The organism is Humibacillus xanthopallidus, assembly GCF_006716675.1.
GTDB lineage: Bacteria > Actinomycetota > Actinomycetes > Actinomycetales > Dermatophilaceae > Humibacillus > Humibacillus xanthopallidus_B.
In genome coordinates this window covers 1,187,048-1,210,209 of record NZ_VFPM01000001.1, presented here as the reverse complement: position 1 = coordinate 1,210,209, position 23,162 = coordinate 1,187,048, and the positions used below count along the sequence as shown (strand labels likewise).

Annotated in this window: 18 protein-coding genes; 17 read left to right on the top strand and 1 reads right to left on the bottom strand. The window is 70.1% G+C overall.

The genetic code is table 11. The features are described from left to right. Window positions 1–17: 17 nt before the first annotated feature. The 17 genes from FBY41_RS05175 (at window position 18) to FBY41_RS05100 (ending at window position 21,590) form a co-directional block, all read left to right on the top strand. Entirely contained in the window at window positions 18–1,766 is a 1,749-nt protein-coding gene (locus FBY41_RS05175) for a SulP family inorganic anion transporter (RefSeq protein WP_141842277.1), read from the top strand. Between the two features lie 77 nt (window positions 1,767–1,843). Continuing rightward, window positions 1,844–3,538 (top strand): SulP family inorganic anion transporter, encoded by a 1,695-nt coding sequence (locus FBY41_RS05170; protein ID WP_141842276.1) that lies wholly within the window; start codon window positions 1,844–1,846, stop codon window positions 3,536–3,538. 28 nt (window positions 3,539–3,566) lie between these two features. Further along, a complete protein-coding gene (gene gntH / locus FBY41_RS05165; RefSeq protein WP_141842275.1) occupies window positions 3,567–4,703 on the top strand; it encodes a guanitoxin biosynthesis MBL fold metallo-hydrolase GntH in 1,137 nt (378 codons plus the stop codon). Window positions 4,704–4,715: 12 nt separating this feature from the next. Beyond that, complete coding sequence (locus tag FBY41_RS05160) at window positions 4,716–5,921, top strand: AI-2E family transporter (protein ID WP_141842274.1); 1,206 nt, start codon at window positions 4,716–4,718, stop codon at window positions 5,919–5,921. Continuing rightward, window positions 5,918–6,511: a hypothetical protein gene (locus FBY41_RS05155; protein WP_141842273.1), complete on the top strand. Its 594-nt coding sequence runs from the start codon at window positions 5,918–5,920 to the stop codon at window positions 6,509–6,511. The genes FBY41_RS05160 and FBY41_RS05155 overlap by 4 nt, the downstream gene beginning before the upstream one ends. Before the next feature lie 299 nt (window positions 6,512–6,810). After that, entirely contained in the window at window positions 6,811–8,826 is a 2,016-nt protein-coding gene (locus FBY41_RS05150; protein ID WP_141842272.1) for a LuxR family transcriptional regulator, read from the top strand. Between the two features lie 164 nt (window positions 8,827–8,990). Beyond that, the gene (locus FBY41_RS05145; protein ID WP_260439568.1) at window positions 8,991–9,911 is read left to right on the top strand and encodes an alpha/beta fold hydrolase; all 921 of its coding nucleotides are present in this window, start codon (window positions 8,991–8,993) and stop codon (window positions 9,909–9,911) included. Between the two features lie 119 nt (window positions 9,912–10,030). Continuing rightward, window positions 10,031–11,674 (top strand): AMP-binding protein, encoded by a 1,644-nt coding sequence (locus FBY41_RS05140; RefSeq protein WP_141842271.1) that lies wholly within the window; start codon window positions 10,031–10,033, stop codon window positions 11,672–11,674. A 139-nt stretch (window positions 11,675–11,813) separates the two neighbouring features. Then, entirely contained in the window at window positions 11,814–13,451 is a 1,638-nt protein-coding gene (locus FBY41_RS05135) for a sunset domain-containing protein (protein WP_141842270.1), read from the top strand. 132 nt (window positions 13,452–13,583) lie between these two features. Beyond that, window positions 13,584–15,344, top strand: a complete 1,761-nt coding sequence (gene argS / locus FBY41_RS05130; protein WP_141842269.1) for an arginine--tRNA ligase — start codon at window positions 13,584–13,586, stop codon at window positions 15,342–15,344. A 98-nt stretch (window positions 15,345–15,442) separates the two neighbouring features. Continuing rightward, on the top strand, window positions 15,443–16,672 hold the full coding sequence (locus FBY41_RS05125; protein ID WP_141842268.1) for an alpha/beta fold hydrolase: 1,230 nt from the start codon (window positions 15,443–15,445) through the stop codon (window positions 16,670–16,672). A 143-nt stretch (window positions 16,673–16,815) separates the two neighbouring features. Beyond that, window positions 16,816–18,054 carry an alpha/beta fold hydrolase gene (locus FBY41_RS05120; RefSeq protein WP_141842267.1) on the top strand — a complete coding sequence of 413 codons (1,239 nt, stop codon included), beginning with the start codon at window positions 16,816–16,818 and terminating at the stop codon, window positions 18,052–18,054. Between the two features lie 60 nt (window positions 18,055–18,114). Then, complete coding sequence (locus FBY41_RS05115; RefSeq protein WP_185748897.1) at window positions 18,115–19,326, top strand: NAD(P)/FAD-dependent oxidoreductase; 1,212 nt, start codon at window positions 18,115–18,117, stop codon at window positions 19,324–19,326. Between the two features lie 74 nt (window positions 19,327–19,400). Next, window positions 19,401–19,976, top strand: coding sequence for an OsmC family protein (locus FBY41_RS05110; RefSeq protein WP_141843169.1), 576 nt, complete (start codon window positions 19,401–19,403; stop codon window positions 19,974–19,976). A 110-nt stretch (window positions 19,977–20,086) separates the two neighbouring features. Continuing rightward, complete coding sequence (locus FBY41_RS23300) at window positions 20,087–20,245, top strand: hypothetical protein (RefSeq protein ID WP_185748896.1); 159 nt, start codon at window positions 20,087–20,089, stop codon at window positions 20,243–20,245. 118 nt (window positions 20,246–20,363) lie between these two features. Continuing rightward, window positions 20,364–21,074 carry a flavodoxin family protein gene (locus FBY41_RS05105; RefSeq protein WP_141842265.1) on the top strand — a complete coding sequence of 237 codons (711 nt, stop codon included), beginning with the start codon at window positions 20,364–20,366 and terminating at the stop codon, window positions 21,072–21,074. A 135-nt stretch (window positions 21,075–21,209) separates the two neighbouring features. Next, window positions 21,210–21,590: an SHOCT domain-containing protein gene (locus tag FBY41_RS05100; protein WP_260439565.1), complete on the top strand. Its 381-nt coding sequence runs from the start codon at window positions 21,210–21,212 to the stop codon at window positions 21,588–21,590. A gap of 120 nt (window positions 21,591–21,710) precedes the next feature. On the opposite strand, the gene xylB is transcribed toward FBY41_RS05100, so the two are convergent. After that, the gene (gene xylB / locus FBY41_RS05095; protein WP_141842264.1) at window positions 21,711–23,129 is read right to left on the bottom strand and encodes a xylulokinase; all 1,419 of its coding nucleotides are present in this window, start codon (window positions 23,127–23,129) and stop codon (window positions 21,711–21,713) included. Window positions 23,130–23,162: the final 33 nt, after the last annotated feature.

The window sequence follows — 23,162 nt, the reverse complement described above, 5'->3', positions numbered from 1 at the left end:
GCCGGTTGCGTTGAGGGGTGGAACCGTTCACCAAGGCATACCAAGGGCGCCGTGCCTTCGCCTCGGCGAGCCGACCGCCGATGACCACCCGGTACGTTCCGTTCGCGCGGAGCATGTCCGGCTACTCCGGGGGCCGGCTCAGAACCGACGTGGTCGCCGGAGTGACGGTGGCCGCCCTGGCCCTGCCGTCCTCGATGGCGTACGCGGAGCTGGCTGGGGTGCCGGTGAGCGCCGGGCTCTACTCCCTGCTGCTCCCCGTACTCGCGTACGCGTTCTTCGGGTCCGCGCCGCGGGTCGTGGTCGGGCCGGAGGGGACGGTCGCCCTGCTCGTCGCCACCGCGCTCGCGCCACTGGCCGCGGCGGGCAGCCCGGAGTACACGGCACTGGCCGCCATGCTCGCGCTCCTGGTGGGTGGCGTCTTCCTCGTCGCCCGGCTCGCCAGGCTCGGCTGGATCGCCGACTACTTCTCCCAGGCCGTGCTCGTCGGCTACATCACCGGCGTGGCCATCGTGCTGATCCTCGGACAGCTGGGAAAGCTTCTGGGTGTCTCCAGCGACGCGGACGGCGCGATCCGCGAAGCCGCGGACGTCCTGGCCCACGTCGGCGACGCCAACTGGACCACGGTGCTCGTGGGTGCCCTGTCCGTCGCGCTGCTGGTCGTGGCGGGTCGGGTCAACAAGCGCTTCCCCGGTGCGCTCGTGCTGGTGGTCCTCGGCATCGCGGTGTCGTGGGCCCTTGACCTCGCCAGCCGAGGTGTGTCGGTCACCGGCGAGGTCCCGAGCGGGCTCCCCAGCCTCGAGGTGCCCGACGTCTCGGCGTCCGACCTGGCCGCCCTGGCTGCTGCCGCGGTGGCCGTCTTCCTCGTGGCCTTCTCCGACTCCATCCTCACCTCTCGGTCGTTCGCCGCCCGGCACCACGAGACCGTCGACGCCAACCAGGAGCTGCTGGCCTTCGGCACGGTCCAGCTCGCTGCCGGTGTCTCGCAAGGAATCCCGGTGGGGACGAGCGGGTCGCGAACAGCGGTCAACGACGACATGGGGGCGACCAGTCAGGTGAGCGGAATCGCCTCGGCCGCCACCATCGCCGTCATCCTGCTGTTCCTCACCGGCCCCATCCAGTACCTGCCCTCCGCGGTGCTGGGGGCGGTCATCGTCTACGCGTCGGCCAAGCTGATCGATGTCGCACAGTGGAAGGAGCTGGCCCGCAGCAGCCGCGTCGAGGTGGTCATCGCCGCGATCACCGTCGCCTGCGTGGTCATGGTGGGCGTGCTCCAAGCCATCATCGTGGCGGTGGTGCTCTCGGTCGCCGACATCATCCGTCGCGCAGCCCGACCCGCAGATGCCGTGCTCGGCTGGTCCGAGCAAGAGGACCGCTATGCCGACGTGGGCGACCACCCCGACGCCGGCATCACGCCCGGAGTAGTCGTCTACCGCATCCAGGACCGGCTGTTCTTCGCCAACGCCCACTTCTTCAAGCGGCGTCTCTGGGCCGCCGTCGACGGCGCCCCGAAACCCGTTCGGCACGTCATCCTCGACGCGTCCTTCATCAGCGACATCGACGCGAGCGCAGAGGTCGCCCTCCGCGAGATCATCGACGGTCTGCGCGAACGCAACATCGAGCTCCACCTCGCCCGCGTCACCGTCGAGCTGCGCGACCGCCTCGCCGCCGTCGACCTCGAGACCGTCATCGGGCTCGACCACTTCCACGGCACGGTCACTGCCGCCGTCGACGCCTGCACGGTGCGCGAGCGAGACACCTCCTCGTGACCCGTTGATCATCCTCGCTGGAGGAGGCCCTGCGGCATCACGCCGCTGAAGACTGAGGAACGAGAGGAGGAGTGCCGATGAGTCAGCTAGGCGAGCAGGCCGAGGCCCGCCCACTCACGTCGCTCCGGCCACCCCCGTGGCTCTCGGGCTACCGCCGGAAGTGGCTGTCGAAAGACGTGGTCGCCGGCCTGACCTTGTGGGCGCTCGTCGTCCCGGAGGCCATGGCCTACGCATCGATCGCGGGGGTCCCACCGCAGTTCGGGCTGTATGCCGTCCCGCTGGCCGTGCTGGGGTACGCCTGGTTCGGCGGCTCCTCCCGGCTCTTCGTCGGGCCGAGCTCGACCGTCTGCGCCCTGACAGCCACCGTGGTTGCGCCCCTCGCGATGGCGGGAGGCGATGACTACATCCTGCTCACGGCTGTCCTCTCCCTGCTCGTCGGGCTCACCTTCATCGTCCTGGGGCTGCTGCGCATGGGCTTCCTGGCCCGGTTGTTCGCCGAACCGGTGCTCGACGGCTTCATCGTCGGCCTCGGTCTCTTCATCGCCGTGGGGCAGCTTCCGAAGCTGGTCGGGCTCGAGAAACCCGAGGGGAACACGGTCCAGCAGCTGGGGGGCCTTCTGCGCGAGGTCGGCAGCTGGGGTGTTGCCTCGCTCGTGCTCGGCCTCGGTGCGCTCGCCGTCCTGTTCCTGCTGGAGCGCGTGGCGCCGAAGGTCCCAGCGTCTCTCGTGGTCGTCGTCGTCTCGATCCTCCTCGTGCCGGCACTGTCGCTCGAGGAGAAGGGCGTGGCCGTTGTCGGCGAGATCCCTGCGGGCTTCGCATTCGTCCCGTGGAGCGGCCTCACCGTCGATCACGTCCTCGCCCTCGTACCCGGCGCCCTGACCGTTGTCATCGTGGCCTTTGCCGAGAGCCTTGCCGTCGTCAAGGCGTATGCCGCCAAGGACGGCACCACGGTCGACGCCAACCGGGAGCTGCTGGCCTACGGTGCTGCCTCGGTCGGTTCCGGGGTGCTGCAGGGCTTCCCGCCCGCCGGCAGCCTGTCGAAGTCGGCGGCCGCCGAGAGCAGCGGATCGAAGTCACCCCTCGCGTTCGTCGCCACCGCTGTCCTCGTGGTGCTCACCGTCCTCCTCCTCACCGGGGTCTTCGCCACGCTGCCCGAGCCGGTGCTCGGTGCGATCGTCATCCACGCCGTGGCGGGGACGATCCGGCCGCGCCCGATCTGGCGGCTGCGTCAGATCCGCGTGCCCGACTTCTGGCTCGCGCTCTCGGCCTTCCTCGGTGTCGTGCTCATCGACGTGACCGCCGGGATCATCATCGGCCTGGTCCTCAGCCTCGTCCTGCTCCTCCAGCGCCTGGGCCAGCCGCACGTCGCGCTCCTCGGGCGGCACCCCGACCGCGGGTTCGTCGACATCGAGGCCTTCCCGGAGGCGGTGGGGGTGCCGGGCGCGCTCGTCGTCCGCGTGGACGGGCCGCTCGTCTTCGCGAACGTCGACCCGGTGATCGAGCAGCTGAGACACGACATCCGCGCCAGCCGCCCCCAGCCCGACCTCCTCGTCCTCGACTTCGAGGCGACGTACGAGATCGACGTGACGGCAGCCACGGTGCTCGCCCGGTTCCTCGACGACGTGCAGGCAGCCGGAGTCGAGGTGCTCTTCGCGGCGGTCCACACGCGGGTCCGCGAGTACGCCTCACGGCTGTCGCTCGAGTCGCTGGCCGGGATGAAAAGCGCGTATCCGTCGGTCGCGGACGCCCTCACTGATCGGCAACGACGATGACCACACTCCACACCGAAGGGAACCTGCGATGAACCACGAGATCAACGACCTGACCGAGCTGGCGTACGACGGGGGAGCATCGCTCACCACCACGCCTGTCGTGGGAGAGCCGAGAGGCGGCCCGGAGCCGACGGACGTGGTCGGGGGCGGGGCCGTGCCCGACGGGGCCATCCGGGTGACGATCCTCGGCAGCGGCGACCCCTTCGTCAACCGTTCCCAAGCCTCCGCATCCGTTCTCATCGAGGTCGGGAACGAGCAGGGAGACTTCTTCTTCTTCGACCTGGGGTCCGGGGCGCTGGCGAACTTCAACGGCCTGCACCTGCCGGTCACCGACACCACGAAGGTGTTCCTGACGCACCTGCACGCCGACCATGTCGGCGACGTACCGACCCTGGTGTGGAGCCTCGCAAAGGCCGGCCGCCGTGATCCGGTCGAGCTCTGGGGTCCCGGCGGCGAGCGGCCCGAGCTGGGGACCCGCGCCTATGCCCAACACCTCGAAACCGCGCACGCCTGGGACATGGAGTCGCTGTGCGGGCACCCCGGTCAGTCCGGCGCGCACACCGAGGTCAACGAGGTGCCCTTCGAAACCACGTCGATCGTGTACGACCGCAACGGCGTTCAGGTCTCGTCGTTTCCCGTCATCCACATCCTCAACGGAGCCGTCGGGTACCGAGTCGACTACAACGGGTTGAGCGTCGTCTTCTCCGGCGACACCCGGCCGAGCCACACCCTGGTGCACGCCTGTGACGGGGCCGACCTGCTCATCCACGAGACGTTCCCCTCCGCGAGCGTCTACGCCACGAAGGCTGGCGTCCCGTTGCCCTTCGCCGAGCAGATCGTCAACGGGGTGCACACCAGCCCGGCGGCCGTGGGTGGCGTGTTCGCCCGTGCCGGCGCGCGGATGTCGGTCATGTGGCACCTGGCCGTCGACCACGAGACGGTCGGGCCCGTGATGACCGACATGCGCACGCGCTACGACGGACCCGTCACCATCGCGCAGGACCTCACCCGCTTCACCATCACCAAGGACGGCATCACCACGGGGCAGGTCACCATCGACCCCTACGCGTGGCCCGTGGTGGGCCCGACGAAGGTCACCGGCCCGCCGATGTCGGCGCCGAAGCCCCCGCCGGCGTGGTGGGCCGACGCGCTCATCTCGGACTAGCGGGAGGGTTCCATGGGCAAGGTCCACACGGGTGAAGCCGGCCCGGGCCGAGTGGCGGCCGCCGCCCAGCGAGGCATCGCGTCCGCGCCGACGACCCCGTGGCTGCGATCCGTGGGTGTGGCCGCGTGGCTCATCCTGGGCGTGGCGTGTGTGCTGGCCCTCGCCCTGCTGCTCACCGCCCTGGTCGCCGAGGTCGCGATACCGCTCGTGGTTGCGGCCGTGCTGGCGGCGCTGCTGGTGCCGCTGACCGACCGCCTCGAGCGGTGGCGGGTTCCTCGGTGGCTCGGCGCCACCCTCGTGCTCATCGCCAGCCTGGCCCTGGTCGTTGCCGTGGTCGCGGTCATCATTGCCGGGCTGGTCAGCCAGAGCGACGAGATCATGGCTCAGGTCGACAGCTCCCTGCAACAGGCCGACACCGCGGCCACCGGTGCCGCCGAGGGAACCAGCGAGCTTCCGGCTCTCGTGCAGGGGGTCGTCAGCCTGCTCCTCCACGGGGTCATCGGGTCCTTGTTCAGCTCGGCGAGCGGCTTCGTCGTCGGGTGCGTGCTCGCCCTCTTCATGCTGCTGTTCCTCCTCAAGGACTGGTCACAGATCACGGGCTGGACCGCCGGACACCTCGGTCTGCCTGCTCCGGTCGGCCGCAGCATCCTCGACGACACCGTCCTCGCCTTTCGCGGGTACGCCATGGGCCTGACCATCATCGGTGCGGCCAACGCGGCAGTGGTCCTCGTCGGCGCCTGGGTGCTCGGCGTGCCCCTCGCCGGCACGATCGCCCTCGTGTCGTTCGTGACGAGCTACGTGCCCTACCTCGGTGCCTTCGTGGCCGGCGCCTTCGCCACCCTCATCGCGTACGGCTCAGGTGGGCTGGGGGACGCCCTCGCCATGCTCGCCATCGTCCTTCTCGCGAACAACACCATCCAGAACCTCGTCGAGCCGTTCGCGTTCGGCACTCGGCTGCGGCTGCACCCTCTCGCCGTCCTGCTCGCCGTGACGACCGCCACCATGCTCTTCGGCGTCATGGGAGCCATCCTGGCCGCGCCACTGACCTCGGCCGGCGTCAACGCGTTCGGGCGCCTGCAGAAGGAAGGCATCTTCGGCGCCGTCCCTCACACGGCCAGGACACCCGCCACGACAGACGAGTCAGGTCACCCACCCCGGACTGACGCGCGACCGGTTCCTGCGCACCGGCCCGCCCCCGAGGCGGTGGAAACCCCGTGACCACCGACCCGACCCCTCCGGCCGAGGAGCAGGCGCCCAAGAGCATCGGCCTCCTCGACGGCGAGGGCCGCCAGCTCGCGGCCGCGTGCCTGGCCGGCGCAGCCCTGGGGTCGTGGCCGGCCTTCACCATGGGTGTCTACGGCGTCGTCTTCTTCGAGCAGCACCTGTCCTTGTGGGCGACGGCCACCTCGGTGTTCCTCGCCCTCGGGGTCTCCAAGGGGCCGCGGATCTGGGCCCGACCCCAGGTGCTCGCACTGCTGCTGCCATCGTTGTGGGTCGTGCTCGCCTGGATCCTGCCGGTGGGTGGGACCTCGGGCATCTACCAGGTGCTCTTCTGGTTCGGGGTCGTCATCACCGTGGTGGGGCTGCCGGCCATGGCGGCGATCCTGGTGCGCCTGCTCATCCCGGGAGCGGAGCGCCTTCGCGGCAAGCGAGCACTGGCCGCCGCGATCGTGGTGTCCTTGCTCATGCTGGTGTCCTTCGGTCTCGGCACCCAGCACCCACGGCTGCTCACGTGTGAGGACTTCACCATCAGCGGAAACTACGCACCCGAGAACTGCTCACCCGGGACGGGCAGCACGGTGCGCTGAGGTCATCCTCGGGCCACGATCTCCCGTGTGCCGTTCTGACACCCGTCGGGCCACGCAACTCGCCCACGCCCGTTCGGCCATGGCCGTACGATCGCGACGTGCCCGAAGGCAGACTCACAGCAAGAGCGACCGCCAACGTCCGCGTCCGACGCGGGCCACTGCTGTCGCGGCTTGCGCAGGGGGGCGCGCAGCCGCTCGTGGTCATCAGGGCCGGAGCCGGTTTCGGCAAGACCACCCTGGCGGCACAGTGGGCTGAGGACGATCGACGGCCCCATGCCACTGTCCGGGTCGCCCGGTTCATGAACGACCCCGCGGTGCTTGCGCTTCGACTGGTCGACGCGCTGCAGTCCCTGGGAGCCGACACGGAAGACACCCGCACGGTGCTCACAGGCGCCGAGCCGCGATTCTCGGCGGTCACGCTGCCCGCGCTCACCCGCCTCGCGCTCCAGCCGCAGGGTCGCTATGTGCTGGTGGTCGACGACGTCCACCTCCTCACCGAGCCCGATTGTCATGCGGTCCTTCAGGCCGTTGCCGAGGGCATCCCTCCAGGCTCGCAGCTGGCTCTGCTCAGCCGGTCTGCACTGCCGCAATGGGTCGCCCGCACGCGTTCCGAAGGACGAATGGTCGAGATCGGCCCCTCGGACCTCGCCTTCCGCGACGACGAGAGCCGCCACCTGCTCTCGACGATGGGCGTCGCGCTGGCCGAGGACGAAGCAGGCGCCCTCATCGATCGCTGCGAGGGCTGGCCCGTGGGGCTCTACCTCATGGCCCTGGCCGCCAGCCGCGGCAGCGAACCCACGCCCGTCGTCACTCCCACCGGCTCCGACCGCTACGTGCTCGACTACCTGCGCGCTGAGGTGCTCACCGGCCTGCGCCCCCGGACTCGCGAGTTCCTCCGGCGCACCTCGGTCGTCGACGAGCTCGACGTCCACCTCTGCGATGCCCTGGTCTCTCGGCAGGACTCCGCGCGCCTGCTCGCCGACCTGGCGCAACGGCTGCAGCTCGTCGTCCCCCTCGACGGCAGCGGCAAGCACTATCGCTACCACCACCTGCTCGTGGACGCCCTGCGGGTCGAGCTCACGGAGCAGGAACCGTGGCTCGAGCCGGAGCTGCACCGGCGGGCGAGCAGCTGGTACGAGGCAGCCGGCGATTGGGACGCCGCCATCCGGCACGCTCAGGCGGCTGGCGACCTGCCCCTGGTGAGCCGCCTGGTCTGGGCAGGGGTGCCCGCGTGCATCGCCTCCGGTCATCCTGACCGACTGCGCACGTGGCTCGCGGCCCTCGACGAGCGCCAGATCGCCTCGGACCCGTGGCTCACCCTCTCGGCGGCGTGGCTGGGGCTGCAGTCCGGTGACCCGGCCCGCATGACGCGCTGGCTGCTGACCGCCGACGAGCACGCCGGCCCGGACTGGCCTCAGCGTGCCGGGAGCGACGCCTACTCGGCCTCTCTCGCAGCCATCTACGTCCTCGTCGGCAATCGAGGGCTGCAGGGCACGATCGAGCTGTGTCGTGGCATCCAGAAGTGCCTCCCCCACGATTCGGGCTTCCGGGCCGCGGCGTTCCACAACGAGGGCGTGGCTCTCACCCTGACCGGCCACATCGAGGAGGGCCTGGCGAGCCTCATGGAGGCCGAACGACTGGCCCACGCGCTGGGAGTGCACGTCATCGAGGCCAATGCTCTGGCCTGGCAGGGCCTCGTGGCCCTGATGGGAGAGGACTGGGCTCGTGGGGCGCCGCTCATCGCCCGGGCTGGTGATCTCGTGCACCGGCACCAGCTCCAGCGCCTCGCCACCTCCGCCATGTGCATCACCGCGACGGCCCTGTTGCAGGCGGCGCGGGGAAGCAAGGACGACGCGCGGGTGACCTTGGGCACGGCGCTCCGGCTCTCCGGCCAGGTGCGCCAGATCGCCCCGTGGTTCGCTGTCGCCGGACCCCTGGTCCAGACCCGGGTGGCTCTCCTGCTCGACGACGGCGCTCTGGCTCGCATGCTGTGCACTGAAGCCAGGAGCCACATGACAGCGGATCTCACGGGCTCCCTGCTCGAGGACTTCCTCGTCAGGACCGAGACGCTGCTACGGAACGTTCGCGCCGAGGGAATCTCCCCCGGAACGCTGACACCGGCTGAGCTTCGGGTCCTCCAGTACCTACCGAGTCGCTTGACCCTCCCGCAGATCGGCGAGCACCTCTTCGTCTCGAAGAACACCGTGAAGACCCACGCGCTGGCCACCTACCGCAAGCTCGGCACCACCACTCGCGACGAAACCGTCGACCGCGCCCGGGCCCTCGGCCTGGTCGAGTCACCCCCGATTGGCTGACCGGACGCCCGAAGCAATGCACTGTTCTGGCAGAAGACGGCCCCGCAGCACGTCGGCACAGCGCAGCCGGTGTCTCGCCCCAGTGCAAGTCACCCGCCGGGGGTGACGCTAGCCACGGGTGGCAAGAGTGAGGATCGGGTGATCCGAGAGGGAGGGGTCCCGAGGTGCCCGACGACATTGGCGACACCGGCCACGCTGCACCCGCCGCGACGCGCCACCGCCTGAGGCTCCGGCGTCGCCCGGGTCGGCCATCGGCCCTGGCTCAGCGCTGGACCACCGTCGACGGGGTCAAGCTGCACTACCGCGAGTCACCCGGGCCGCCCGGGGCGTCGACGATGACGCACCTGCACGGCTTCGGGCTCTCCGGCAGCTACCTCGTGCCGACGGCCGAGCTGCTGGCAGACGACTTCCACACCCTGGTGCCCGACCTGCCCGGCTTCGGTCGGAGCGGCCGCAGCCCGACTCCCCTCGGGGTCGAAGGGCTGGCCCACGCCGCCGCCTCCTTCCTCGACGAGCGGCAGGTCGCCACGACGACGATGGTCGGCAACTCGATGGGCTGCGCGGTCATCTGCGACTTCGCGTACCACTACCCCGAGCGACTCGAGCGAGCGGTCCTCGTCGCCCCCGCCGGGGGTCTGCACAACCAGCCGCTCGGCAGGGCGCTCGGGCAGCTGATGGTCGACTCGGTGCGAGAGCCGCCAAGCCTCATCAAGGTCGCGGTGCCCGACTACCTGCGCTTCGGGGTGCCGAGCACGATGCGCCTCTTCCGGGCCCTGACGCAGTTCCCCGCCCTCGAGCGCCTTCTCGAGATCGACGTGCCGACCCTCGTCGTCCTCGGCAGGTCGGACCCGCTGATGCCGGGCCCCGCGCGGGTGAAGGAGGTCGCCGGACGCACGGCGAACTCGGTGCTGCTCGTCGTCATCGACGGTGCGGCGCACGCCATCAACTTCAGCCACCCGGGCGAGCTCGCCAACGTCATCCGGCAGTTCATGAAGGACGAGCCGATCATCGACGACCCGGAGTCGCCGGGGCAGGCGCGCGCCTACGAGATACACCGCGGAGAGCACCTGCCCGGTTCTCCGTGATGGGGATGTGAGTTCGCTCCACTTCGGCGCCTCTCTCTTGCGCCACGGGCGAGCCCGGAGTTGGGTGTGGTGAGACCCGTCCAGGGCCCGTCCACCGCCGCACGCCCGAGAGGCCACCGATGACCGACGCTCCGCTCGAGACCCTCGACCCGACGCTCTCGCACACCCGTGGCGAGTCCGAGCCGGCCCTCATCGAGCAGACCATCGGCGACAACTTCGACGACACCGTGCGCCGCTTCGGTGACCGTGAGGCACTCGTCGACGTCGCCCAGGGTCGCCGCTGGACGTATGCCGAGCTGCGGGCTGACGTCGACCGGCTCGCTCGCGCTCTGCTCGCCGTCGGGGTCAAGACCGGCGACCGCGTGGGCATCTGGGCCCCCAACTGCTCGGAGTGGACGCTCGTGCAGTTCGCGACCGCCAAGATGGGCGCGGTCCTCGTCAACATCAATCCCAGCTACCGGTCGCACGAGCTGCAGTACGTCCTCGGCCAGGCCGGCATCTCGACGCTGATCTCAGCCGAGTCATTCAAGACGAGCAACTACCGCCAGATGGTCGACGAGGTGCGTGACGAGGTCGATGGCCTCGAGCGCGTCATCTACATCGGCACGTCCGACTGGGACGAGCTGCTCGCCCGGGCCGACGAGGTGTCGGAGAGCGAGCTGAGCGGCATACAGGCAGGTCTGAAGAACACCGACCCGATCAACATCCAGTACACCTCTGGCACAACGGGATTCCCGAAGGGTGCGACGCTCAGCCATCGCAACATCCTCAACAACGGCTACTTCGTCGGCGAGCTCTGCGACTACACGGAGGCCGACCGGGTGTGCATCCCGGTGCCGTTCTACCACTGCTTCGGCATGGTCATGGGAAACCTCGCCTGCACGACCCACGGCGCCTGCATGGTGATCCCTGCCCCGGGCTTCGACCCGGCGGTGACGCTGCAGGCCACCCAGGACGAGAAGGTCACCTCGCTCTACGGCGTGCCGACGATGTTCATCGCCGAGTGGAACCTGCCGAACTTCGCGGACTACGACCTGTCGACCGTGCGCACCGGCATCATGGCCGGATCTCCTTGTCCCGCAGAGCTGATGAAGAAGCTCATCGCCTCGGGCATCGAGGAGATGACGATCTGCTACGGCATGACCGAGACCTCGCCGGTCTCGACCCAGAACCGCACCGACGACACCTTCGACCAGAAGGTGGGAACGGTCGGGCGGGTCGGGCCGCACCTCGAGATCAAGATCGCCGATCCGGTGACGGGCGAGACGCTGCCGCGGGGCAAGGCCGGCGAGTTCATGACCAAGGGCTACTCCGTGATGCTCGGCTACTGGGAGCAGCCGGACAAGACGGCCGAGGCCATCGAGGACGGGTGGATGCACACCGGCGACATCGGTGTCATGCACGACGACGGGTACGTCGAGATCACCGGCCGCATCAAGGACATGGTCATCCGAGGCGGCGAGAACGTCTATCCGCGCGAGATCGAGGAGTTCCTCTACACCCACCCCGACATCCTCGACGCCCAGGTCATCGGGGTGCCCGACGCGAAGTACGGCGAGGAGCTCTGTGCGTGGATCCGGATGAAGGAGGGCGCGGCACCGCTCACCGCCGAGTCGCTGCGAGAGTTCTGCACGGGTCAGCTCGCCCACTACAAGATCCCGCGCTACGTGGAGATCGTCGAGGAGTTCCCGATGACCGTGACGGGCAAGATCCGCAAGGTCGAGATGCGGGAGGTGACGGCCGAGCGGCTGGGCCTGCTCTGAGGTCGACCGCGTGCACCGCGCCGGGCCGTGGGTATGCACCCCCGTGAACCGGGGCGGTGCCGCTGTGCCGGGAGGGCCTCCCGGGCAGTAGGTTTCGGGGGAAGTGGTCGTGAGGACCGTTGACCCGAAGGGGAATGGAATGTCGGACACCACCAAGCTGATCCTGGCGATCGTCGTCGTCGTTGTCGTCGTCGCAGTGATCATCAGTCTCTTCATGAACGCGAGGAAGCGTCGTGAGCTGGAGCACCGGCGTTTCGAGGCAGGCGAGCTGCGGGCTCGGATCGACGAGCACGCGCCGCACCTGCAGCAGACCGCCGACCGCGCATCGGTGACGGGCGCGATCGCCGCGGATGCACGCACCGAGGCGGAGCGCACGGCGGCCGAGGCCGAGCGCAAGGCAGCCGAGGCCCGGCAGCTGGAGGAGCAGGCGCAGGAGAAGGCTGCCGAGGCGCGCCGCCTCGAGGAGCACGCCCAGAAGCACGCCGCGGAGGCCGCGGAGGCCCAGTCGTCGCTCGTCGAGCTCGAGCGCAACGCCGACCTCATCGACCCCGACGTGCGCACCGATGCCGAGGGCTACCGGCTCGACGAGTCGGGACAGCGCCTCCCCGGACAGGACCCCGAAGGCGCCGCCCACGCTGCTCCGGTCGTGGCGACCGGCGCCGCCGCCGCGGCAGCCTCGGCGCCCTTCCTGCGCGACGACGACGAGCCCGACCTCGCCGACGCGGAGAACCCCTTCGCCACCAATGCTTCTCACGAGGAGGCCGAGACGGCTGACGCGTCGACGGACTCGGCGTGGGACGACTCGACGGTGGGTACGGAGACCGTTGACCACACCCCCCACGAGAGCAGGGACGACGTGAGCAACGACGACACGACCACCCGCGACGAGACGGCCCGCGACGAGACGGCTCGCGACCAGACGGCCCGCGACGAGACGGCCCGCGACGAGACGGCCCGCGATGAGACGGCTCGCGACGAGTCCACGGCCCGGGCGACGAGCGAGACCGACTGGGAAGGCTCCTCGGCGACCGGTGCAGCAGCAGCGGCCGGCACGGGTGCGGCCGTCGGCTGGGCAGCACGCAGCGACGACGAGGACGACCGGACCGATGCGGCGCCCTCCGACGACACCGCGCCCTCAGGCACCGATGCGGCGCCCTCCGACGACACCGCGCCCTCAGGCACCGACGCCGACCAGGGTCCGGTGGAGCCGGAGTACGACGACCACGGGCTGCTCGTGCGCGACGACACCGAGGAGACCGTCTCGGTGCCGGCGCTCGAGGACCGTGCCGACTACGTGAGCGAGCAGGGCACGCCCGACGACGATCCGGGCGACCACCGCGGCCAGCCGTGGGCGACGACCTCGGGCACGCCCGCGCCCGAGCCCGAGACCGACCCGCAGACCGGCGCCGAGGAGGGGCAGGCGACCGAGGGCGCGCTCGGCTCTCGCATGGACCCGTCGACGGAGACCGAGATCGACGGCGGTGCGGACCACGCCGACGACTCCGACGTCTCAGACGACTCCGTCCACGACGAGCCGCAGCAGTCGGGGCCGCGGGTCTCGACCTTCGAGGAGGTCGTCGACGGCGGCTTCGGCATCGGGTCGGCGGCGCCACTCGAGGGGGGCGTGCAGCCGCTCGGCCACGAGGTCAAGGCGAGCCGTGACGGCAACACGTTCCTGCTCCCCGGCGACGAGGGCTACGACGACGCGCAGCCGGACGTCTGGTTCTACAACGAGGAGTCGGCGCGGCGCGCGGGCTTCCGCAAGCAGGGCGAGTAGCCGCCCGGGCCCACCGGGCCGGCTCGACACCCCGACGGGCAGGTCGCCACGCGCGACCTGCCCGTCGTCGTGCCCCCGTGGCGCGAGAAACGGCGGCGCGACCACCGTCGGCCCGCACCTAGACTTGCCCGCATGGTTTCACCGCTCGTCGCGCTCACGCCCAGGGTCCAGTCCGCGATCGCCGCCGCGCTCGGCGAGTCCTTTCGCGAGGCCGACCCGGTGCTGCGCCCGTCGCAGTTCGCCGACGTGCAGGTCAACGCCGCGCTGGCGCTCGCCAAGCAGGTCGGTATGCCGCCGCGCGAGGTCGCCGCGAAGATCGTCGACGCGCTCGACGTCGACGGTGTGTGCGATGCGGTCGAGGTGAGCGGCCCGGGCTTCATCAACCTGACGTTCTCGAATGCCTGGCTCGCCGCGCTCCTGCAGGAGGTCGCCGCCGACGAGCGCACCGGGGTGCCGCTCCAGGAGCGCGAGAACATCCCCATCGACTACTCCGCGCCCAACGTGGCCAAGGAGATGCACGTCGGGCACCTGCGCACGACGGTCGTCGGCGATGCCCTCGCCCGCACCCTCGAGCACCTCGGCCACAACGTCGTGCGGCAGAACCACATCGGCGACTGGGGCACCCCCTTCGGCATGCTCATCGAGCACCTCCTCGACGTCGGCAAGGACTCCGCCGAGGCCGAGCTGCTCGTCACCGACCCCAACGCCTTCTACCAGGCCGCCCGAGTCAAGTTCGACCTCGCCGAGAAGGCCGAGCCGGCAGGCAGCGCAGGCGATTTCAACACCCGCGCTCGCACCCGGGTCGTCGCGCTCCAGGCCGGCGACCCCGACACCCTCGCCCTCTGGCAGGAGCTCGTCGACCTCTCGAAGACCTACTTCAACAAGGTCTACTCGACCCTCGGCATCACGCTGACCGACCTCGACCTCGCGGGCGAGTCGACCTACAACGCCGTGCTCGGCTCGCTCTGCGACGAGCTCGAGGCGGCCGGCATCGCGACGATGTCCGACGGCGCCCTCTGCGTCTTCCTCGACGGCTACACCGGCCGCGAGGGCAAGCCCGTGCCGCTCATCATCCGCAAGTCCGACGGTGGCTACGGCTACGCCACGACCGACCTCGCGACGATCCGCTACCGGGTGCACGACCTCAAGGCCCACCGCGTGCTCTACGTCATCGGGGCTCCGCAGGCCCTGCACCTCAACATGGTGTGGGACACCGCCCGCAAGGCCGGCTGGCTGCCCGACGACGTCGTGCCGGTGCACGTGCAGATCGGCAACGTGCTCGGTGAGGACCGCAAGATCCTCAAGACCCGCTCTGGCAAGCCGCTGCGGCTCATGATGCTGCTCGACGAGGCCGTCGAGAAGGCCCGCGCCGTCATCGACGAGGCCAGGCCCGACCTCGACGACGCGGTCAAGGCGACGATCGCCCGCCAGATCGGCATCGGCGCGGTGAAGTACGCCGACCTCTCCGTGGCGCACAACAGCGAGTACGTCTTCGACCTCGACCGCATGGTCGCCCTGACCGGCAACACGGGGCCGTACCTGCAGTACGTCGTCGCGCGGATCCGCTCGATCTTCCGGCAGGTCGCGATGGACCCGGCCGACCAGCGCGCCCCGATCCGCGTCGGCGAGCCGCAGGAGCGGGCCCTCGCCCAGCACCTGCTCGGCTTCGGCGACGTCGTGGCCGAGGTGGGCGACGAGTACGAGCCGCACCGGCTGTGCGCCTACCTCTTCGAGCTCGCGCAGTCCTTCTCGGCGTTCTACGAGAACTGCCCCGTGCTCAAGGCCGACAGCGACGACGTGCGCGAGTCGCGCCTCTCGCTGTGCGCCGTCGTCTTCCGGGTCATGACGACGGGTCTCGACCTGCTCGGCCTCGAGGCGCCCGACCAGATGTGAACCGTGCGGCCGGTGCGTGGGCCGGCCGCACGGCATACCGCAGCGGTGCAGTCGCGTTTGCCTGTGCCACGGGCGCGCTGCCTGCGACAATGTCGCGGGTGCGGTTCTCCTTCGGGGATGTCGTCATCGACACCGACCGCTTCCTGCTCGAACGCGGTGGGACGTCGCTGCACGTCCAGCCGCAGGTCTTCGACGTCCTCAGCCACCTCGTGCTCAACCGGGAGCGCGTCGTGCCGAAGACCGAGCTGCTCGACACGATCTGGGGTGACCGCTTCGTCAGCGAGTCGACGCTGACCAGCCGCATCAAGGCCGCGCGGCAGGTCGTCGGTGACGACGGCATCATGCAGTCGGTCATCAAGACCGTGCACGGGCGAGGCTACCGCTGGGTCGCAGACGTGACCGTGGAGCCCGGCGGGGCCGCGACACCCACCCTGCGCGCACCGACGCCTGACGTCAGACGGCTCGAGCAGCACATCCGCTTCTGCACTGCCTCGGACGGCGTGCGCGTCGCGTACGCGACGGTCGGACAGGGGCCTCCCCTCGTCCGGGCGGCCCACTGGGTCACGCACCTCGACTACGACTGGGAGAGTCCGATCTGGCGGCACTGGCTCGATGGTCTCTCTCAGGACCGCATGCTGGTGCGCTACGACGAGCGGGGTTGCGGGCTGTCGGACCCCGACCCCGAGGACATCTCGTTCGAGGCGTTCGTCCGAGACCTCGAGACGGTTGTCGACGAGGTGGGGCTCGAGCGCTTCCCGCTCATGGGAGTCTCCCAGGGCGGCCCCGTGGCGATCGAGTATGCCGCCCGCCACCCCGAGCGCGTTTCCCACCTCGTGCTCGTGGGGACGTTCGTCAAGGGGCGGCTTGCCCGGGCGACCACCCCGGAGGAGCGTCACGAGGCAGAGCTGCAGAGCGAGTTGATCCGCATCGGGTGGGGACGCGACGACCCTTCCTTCCGCGTCTTCTTCTCCTCCACCTTCATGGCCGATGCACCCCCTCAGCTGTGGAGCGACTTCGCCGTGCTGATGCGGCGAACGACGTCTGCGCAGAACGCGTTCCGGCTCAACCGTGTGTCCACCGCCATGGACGTCAGTGCCAGGCTGTCGCAGATCACCGTCCCGACGTTGATCCTGCACGGTCGTCAGGACCTGCGAATCCCGTTCCGGCAGGGGCTCGAACTCGCCAGCGGCATTCGAGGAAGCCGCCTCGTGCCCCTCGACACGCGCAACCACCTGATGCAGCCGGACGAACCAGCGTGGGAGCACTTCCTGCGCGAGATCGACCGCTTCCTCGCCGAGGACGCGCCTTCGGACGGCTCACGCAGCTGAACGTCGACGGGGAGCACCGGGTCGGCTGGTCAGTGGGTTGGTCAGTGGGTTGGTCAGTGGGTTGGTCATGGGTTTGGTCAATGGGGTTGGTCAATGGGGTTGGTCAATGGGCACGGCCTGGATGACCTGCGAGAATCTCTCGTGTGCGGTTCGCTTTCGGGGACCTCGTGCTCGACACCGACCGGTTCCTGCTCGAACGCGGCGGAGAGGCGCTCCACGTCCAGCCGCAGGTCTTCGACGTCATCAGCCACCTCGTGCTCAACCGGGAGCGGGTCGTGCCGAAGACCGAGCTGCTCGACACGATCTGGGGTGACCGCTTCGTCAGCGAGTCGACGCTGACCAGCCGGATCAAGGTGGCACGCCAGGTCGTGGGTGATGACGGCATCCACCAGTCGCACATCAAGACCGTGCACGGGCGCGGCTACCGCTGGGTGGCGGACGTGACCGTGGAGCCTGGCCGGTCTGCGTCCACCCAGCGCTCACCGGCGCCCGCCGTCCGACGGCTGGAGCAACAGATCCGCTTCTGCACCACGGCTGACGGCGTCCGAGTCGCCTATGCGACAGCCGGAGTGGGCCCCCCGCTCGTGCGGGCTGCGCACTGGATCACCCGTCTCGACTACGACTGGGAGAGCCCCGTCTGGCGACACTGGATGGAGGGCCTGTCTCGAGACAGGATGCTCGTGCGCTACGACGAGCGTGGCTGCGGGCTCTCCGACCACGATCCGGCGGAGATCTCCTTCGAGGCGTTCGTGCGTGATCTGGAGACCGTCGTCGACGAGCTGGGGCTCGAGCGCTTCCCGCTCCTGGGCGTCTCCCAGGGAGGTGCCGTTGCCGTCGCCTACGCGCAGCGGCATCCCGAGAGGGTGAGTCGGCTCGTGCTCGTGGGGGCGTACATGACGGGCGGGAGGCACGTGCGGACGCCGCAGGAGCGGGCAGAGTACGAGATGCAACGGGAGCTGATCCGCTTGGGCTGGGGACGCGACAGCCACTCCTTCCGCCTGTTCTTCTCCTCGACCTTCATGCCGGACGTCCCCCCGCAGCTGTGGAGCGACTTCGCCGAGCTCATGCGCCGGACCACCTCGGCGGAGAACGCCGTGCGGATCTTCGATGTCCTGCTCGACCTGGACGTCCGAGATGTCGCAGCGCAGCTCACACTGCCCACGTTGATCCTCCACGCGCGTGAGGACGCGCGAATCCCGTTCTCGCAGAGCGTTGCCTACGCATCCCGCATCCGTGGCAGCCGTCTGGTCCCACTGGACTCGCGGAACCATCTGATGCGCGCCGACGAGCCGGCGTGGGCCCACGCCCTGCGCGAGATCGACGCCTTCCTCGCGGAGGGGGAGTCCACGGAGAGTCCACGGGAAGTCCACGTTTTGTCCTAGAGCGGCGGCTCGAGGGAAGGGACCGTGGTCCTCATCGCAGAACCGATGAGGAGAAAGACCATGACCACCGCTTCCACCGAAGCCCACCGCTCAGCCCGCGTCCTCGACGCCGACGTCGTCGTCGTCGGGGCGCGCTGCGCCGGCGCCGCCACGGCCATGCTGCTCGCCCGGGCCGGCCATGACGTGCTCGTCCTCGACCGGGCCGACTTTCCGAGCGACACGATCTCGACCCACGTCATCGCCCGGTCGGGCATCGTGGCGCTGCATCGCTGGGGCGTGCTCGACGCCGTCGTCGCCACCGGGGCGCCCCAGATCCGACGCGTCGAGTTCAGCAGCGATCTCGGCTTCGTCCAGCGCGAGATCAAGGACCGCCACGGCGTCGACTTCCTGCTCGCTCCGCGCCGTCACATCCTCGATGACGTGCTGCAGCGGGCGGCCCGTCACGAGGGGGCGCGGCTCCTCACGGGAGTCGGCGTGACCGGTGTCCGGCGTGACGGGACCTGCCGCGTGGTGGGCGTCGTCGGTGAGGACGCCGACGGGCCGATCGAGGTGCGGGCCAGGTACGTCGTCGGCGCCGACGGGCTGAGCTCGCGGATCGCCCGCTCGGTGGGCGCGCCTTTCACGGTCGTCCGTCCCGGCTCCGGTGCGGCGCAGTACGCCTACTACGCAGGTGACTGGGAGGCGATCGAGCACTTCCTGGGTGACAACGCCTTCGCCGGCGTCTTCCCGACCCATGGCGGCGAGGCCTGCATTTGGGTCTGCACCCCGGAGCACGTGGCTCGGTCGTCCCGTCGGTTGCACCGCAGCCCGGACGACGCCTTCGGCCACCTGGTGGCGACGACCGTCCCCACGCTCGCGGCCAGGCTTGAGGGAGCTGCCAGGACCTCGCCGGTCCGCGGGATGCTCCGCATGCCCAACCACTTCCGCCAAGCGGCCGGTCCCGGCTGGGCCCTCGTCGGTGACGCGGGCTACCACCGCGACGCCGTGACGGGCCACGGCATCAGCGACGCCTTCCGGGACGCCGAGCTGCTGGCCGAGGCCCTCGACGCGGCCCTGTGCGAGCCCGCCCTCGAGGCAACGGCCCTCGCAAGGTACGAGCAGGAGCGGAATCGTCTGGCCAGGGACGTCTTCGACATCACCGTGGCACTGGCGACCTACCCCGTGCAGGGCAGCTTCCTGCAGCTGCAGAAGCAGCTCGCCGTCGCCATCGACACCCTGGCCGGCGAGCTGGCCGCCAGGCCCCTCCCACGCGCGACCGAGGTCGCTGCGTGACCCATCTGTCCTCGATCAGCGAGGCACCGCCGAGCTCCGGCAACCCCACCCATCACCACCAGAAAGGCACGACCATGACCATCACGAGCGAGAACCCCACGACGTCGCACCGCAACGGCGTCGACACGACCACGCTCTTCGCCACCCTCGACGCCGTCAAGCAGATGCCGGCAGCGGCGACGTTCCAGTTCCGGGCCCACAACCAGTGGGTGCAGGGCACGCACAGCCGCTCGACGATCCACGACTTCTTCGGAGTCGGCGAGGAGCGTTCGCACGAGAAGGAGTTCGTCTTCGACGCCGACCACCCAGCGGTGCTCGTCGGCAGGGACAACGGCCCCACGCCCGTCGAGTTCGTCCTGCACGCCCTGGCGGCCTGCCTCACGGCAGGCATCGCCAACATCGCGGCGGCCCGCAAGGTGACCCTCACCGAGGTCCGGTCCACCGTCACGGGAGACATCGACCTCAACGGCATCCTCGGGCTCCAGGACGTCCGCAACGGCTACGAGCAGGTGACGGTGTCGTTCGTCATCAAGGGCGACGCCCCCGAGGAGGTGCTCCGGCAGATCGTCGAGCAGTCCCGTCAGCGGTCGGCCGTCTTCGACGTCATCACCAACGGGGTGCCCGTCGACATCGAGGTCGAGGTCGGCTGACGTCGGCCCCGTCATGAGTTCGTCAGCGGCTGGTCGCGGGCGGGCTCGGCCCGTCGAACGCGGCCGACGCCGCGCCCCGACGGCACCGGACACGGAAAGGAGGAAAGACCATGATCGACACCCAGATGTACGCCCACCTGCTGGAGCTGGCACACCGGCGGCGGGACGGTCGCGAGCAGCGGCCGTCGCGACATCGAGGCCTGCAGCGCAGCGCCCGCGAGATCTCGCTCGAGGAGCGTCGGCAGCGCCGTCACGGCGAGGCCGCCTGACACGCAGAGCAGCCCACGGGGCCGGGAGGACCGTCTGGACCACCTGGCCCCGTGCCTGCGCTCTCGATGTTGCGGCATTCCTGTGTCGTGGCGGGCGGTGGCGGAGGACAGTCGTCCCATGAGCGACTGGGACTTCAGCGGCCTGCGGGCCACCTACGTCAACTGCACCCTGAAGAGGAGCCCTGAGGTGAGCCACACCCAGGGCCTTGTCGACGCGAGCGCGGCGATCATGGGCGAGCACGGCGTCGACGTCGACGTCATCCGGCTCATCGACCACGACGTCGCCACGGGTGTCTACCCCGACATGCGCGAGCACGGGTGGGAGGTCGACGCGTGGCCCGACCTCTACCCCGGGATCCTCGAGAGCCAGATCCTCGTGGTCGCCGGCCCGATCTGGCTCGGTGACAACTCGAGCGTGACGAAGCGCTTCATCGAGCGCATCTACTCCCTCAGCGGGATGCTCAACGACAAGGGGCAGTACCTCTTCTACGGCCGGGTCGCCGGGTGCCTCATCACCGGCAACGAGGACGGCATCAAGCACTGCGCGCAGAACGTCCTCTACAGCCTCCAGCACGTCGGCTACACGATCCCACCGAATGCGGACGCGGGGTGGATCGGCGAGGCCGGTCCTGGGCCGTCCTACCTCGACCCCGGCAGCGGGGGCCCCGAGAACGACTTCACCAATCGCAACACGACCTTCATGACGTGGAACCTCATGCACCTCGCGAGGCTGCTCCGTGACGCCGGCGGCATTCCTGCACAAGGAAACCAGCGTTCCGAGTGGAACGCGGGGGAGCACTTCGGGTGGCACAACCCTGAGTACCGCTGAGGCCATCCGGCCACCTCTGCGGGAGGCGCATCACCCGTTACGGATGATGCGGTAGGGGTTGACCGATGGCGACACTGGAGTCAGCGGGCCCCTGCGACGGGGTTGCGCGTGTCCTCCGAGAAAGGTTGCTGTCCCGTGTCGTTCTGGGAAATCGTGTGGTTCATCTTCATCTTCTTTGCCTTCATGGCCTACCTCATGGTCATCTTCCAGGTCATCGGCGACCTCTTCCGTGACGACTCCGTGTCGGGCTGGATCAAGGCGGTGTGGATCATCGCGCTGATCTTCCTGCCGTTCCTCACCCTGCTGATCTACCTCATCGCCCGCGGTCGCGGTATGTCCGAGCGCTCGGCTGCCGCCATGGAGTCGGCTCGCAGGGCGCAGGACGACTACGTCCGCTCGGTCGCGGGCTCCGGCACCTCGGGCCCGGAGCAGATCGCCAAGGCCAAGGAGCTGCTCGACTCGGGTGCCATCACCGCCGAGGAGTTCGCCGCCCTCAAGGCGAAGGCCCTCGCCTGACAGCCCCGCTCTGAGCGTCGCCGCGAGCCCGTCCCTGCACCAGTGCGGGGACGGGCTCGCGACATGTCCGGTGTGCTTCGGCTGGTGAGTGGGGGTGACGCTGGCAGCTCCTCTGACGGCTCAGACGCCGTGCGTCGACGCGACGAGCGCCTGGTAGCGAGCCACGACCTCGGCCGCGGCGGTCTCCTGGCCCGACCGGACGGCATACTCCGAGTCGACCTCGAGCTGCCAGGTCGGCGGCGCCGCCTCACCTGACAGGGCCCATGCGGCCTGCCGCGCCGCGCCGATGCCGACGTACTCGCCGGGAGCGGGCACGACGACGGGGGCGCGGAAGAGCCCCGGCGCGATCTCGCGGACGGCCTGAGACGCAGCGGCGCCGCCGATGAGCAGCACTCGCTCGACCGCCACCCCGTGACGGCGAAGGGCGTCCACGCCGTTCACGAGGTTGCACAGCATGCCCTCGACGGCGGCTCGGGCGAGGTTCTCGGGCGTCGCGTTCGATCGGGTGAGGCCGCTCAGCGTGCCCGTCGCGTCCGGCAGGTCGGGCGTGCGCTCGCCGTCGAGGTAGGGCAGCAGCGTGAGGCCGCCCGCTCCGGGATCGGCTGCGAGAGCAAGGCGGTCGAGCTCGGCGAGGTCGACGCCGATCATCGTCGCCGCCGCACCGAGCACGCGGGCGGCGTTGAGGGTGCACATGAGCGGCAGGTGCCGGCCGGTCGCGTCGGCGAAGCCCGCGATGGCGCCGGTCTCGTCGCGGATCGCCGAGTCGTGCGGCGTGAAGACCGTGCCGCTCGTGCCGAGCGAGACGACGACGTCGCCCGGGCTCAGGGTCAGGCCGAGGGCCGCGCCCATGTTGTCGCCGGTGCCGGCCGCGACGAGCATGCCACTGTCGGTGCGCCCGGCCGCGGCCGACGGCGCGAGCACCTCGGGCACCTCGAGCTCGCGGCCGAAGGCGGTCTTGAGCAGGTCGAGCCGGTAGTCGTTGGTGCCCGCCGACCAGTAGCCGGTGCCCGACGCATCGCCCCGGTCGGTCGTCCAGCGCTCGAACCCATTGCCCTGCTTGAGGATCCGGCCGGTCAGCCAGTCGTGGGGGAGCACGACGCGGGCTGCGCGGGCCGCGAGCTCCGGCTCGTGCTGCGCGAACCAGCGCAGCTTGGTCACGGTGAAGCTCGGGACCAGCACGAGGCCGACGGCGTCGACCCACGCCGCGGTGCCGCCGAGCTCGGCGGTGAGATCGGCGGCCGCGCCGGCGCTGCGCGTGTCGTTCCAGAGCAGGGCGTCGCGCACGACGCCGTCGTGCTCGTCGAGCGTGACCATGCCGTGCTGCTGGCCGCCGACGGCGATGGCCGAGACCCCGTCGAGGACGCCGTCGCCGCTCGCCTGCTCGTAGGCCTCCCACCAGCGCTGCGGGTCGACCTCCGTGCCGTCGGGGTGCGGGGCGCGCGTGGTGCGCACGACCTCACCCGTGGCGGCGTCGCACACGACGATCTTGGTCGACTGGGTCGAGCTGTCGACTCCTGCGACGAGGGTGCGGTCGCTCATCAGTGGTCCTCCAGTGGTGCATCGGCGGCGGTG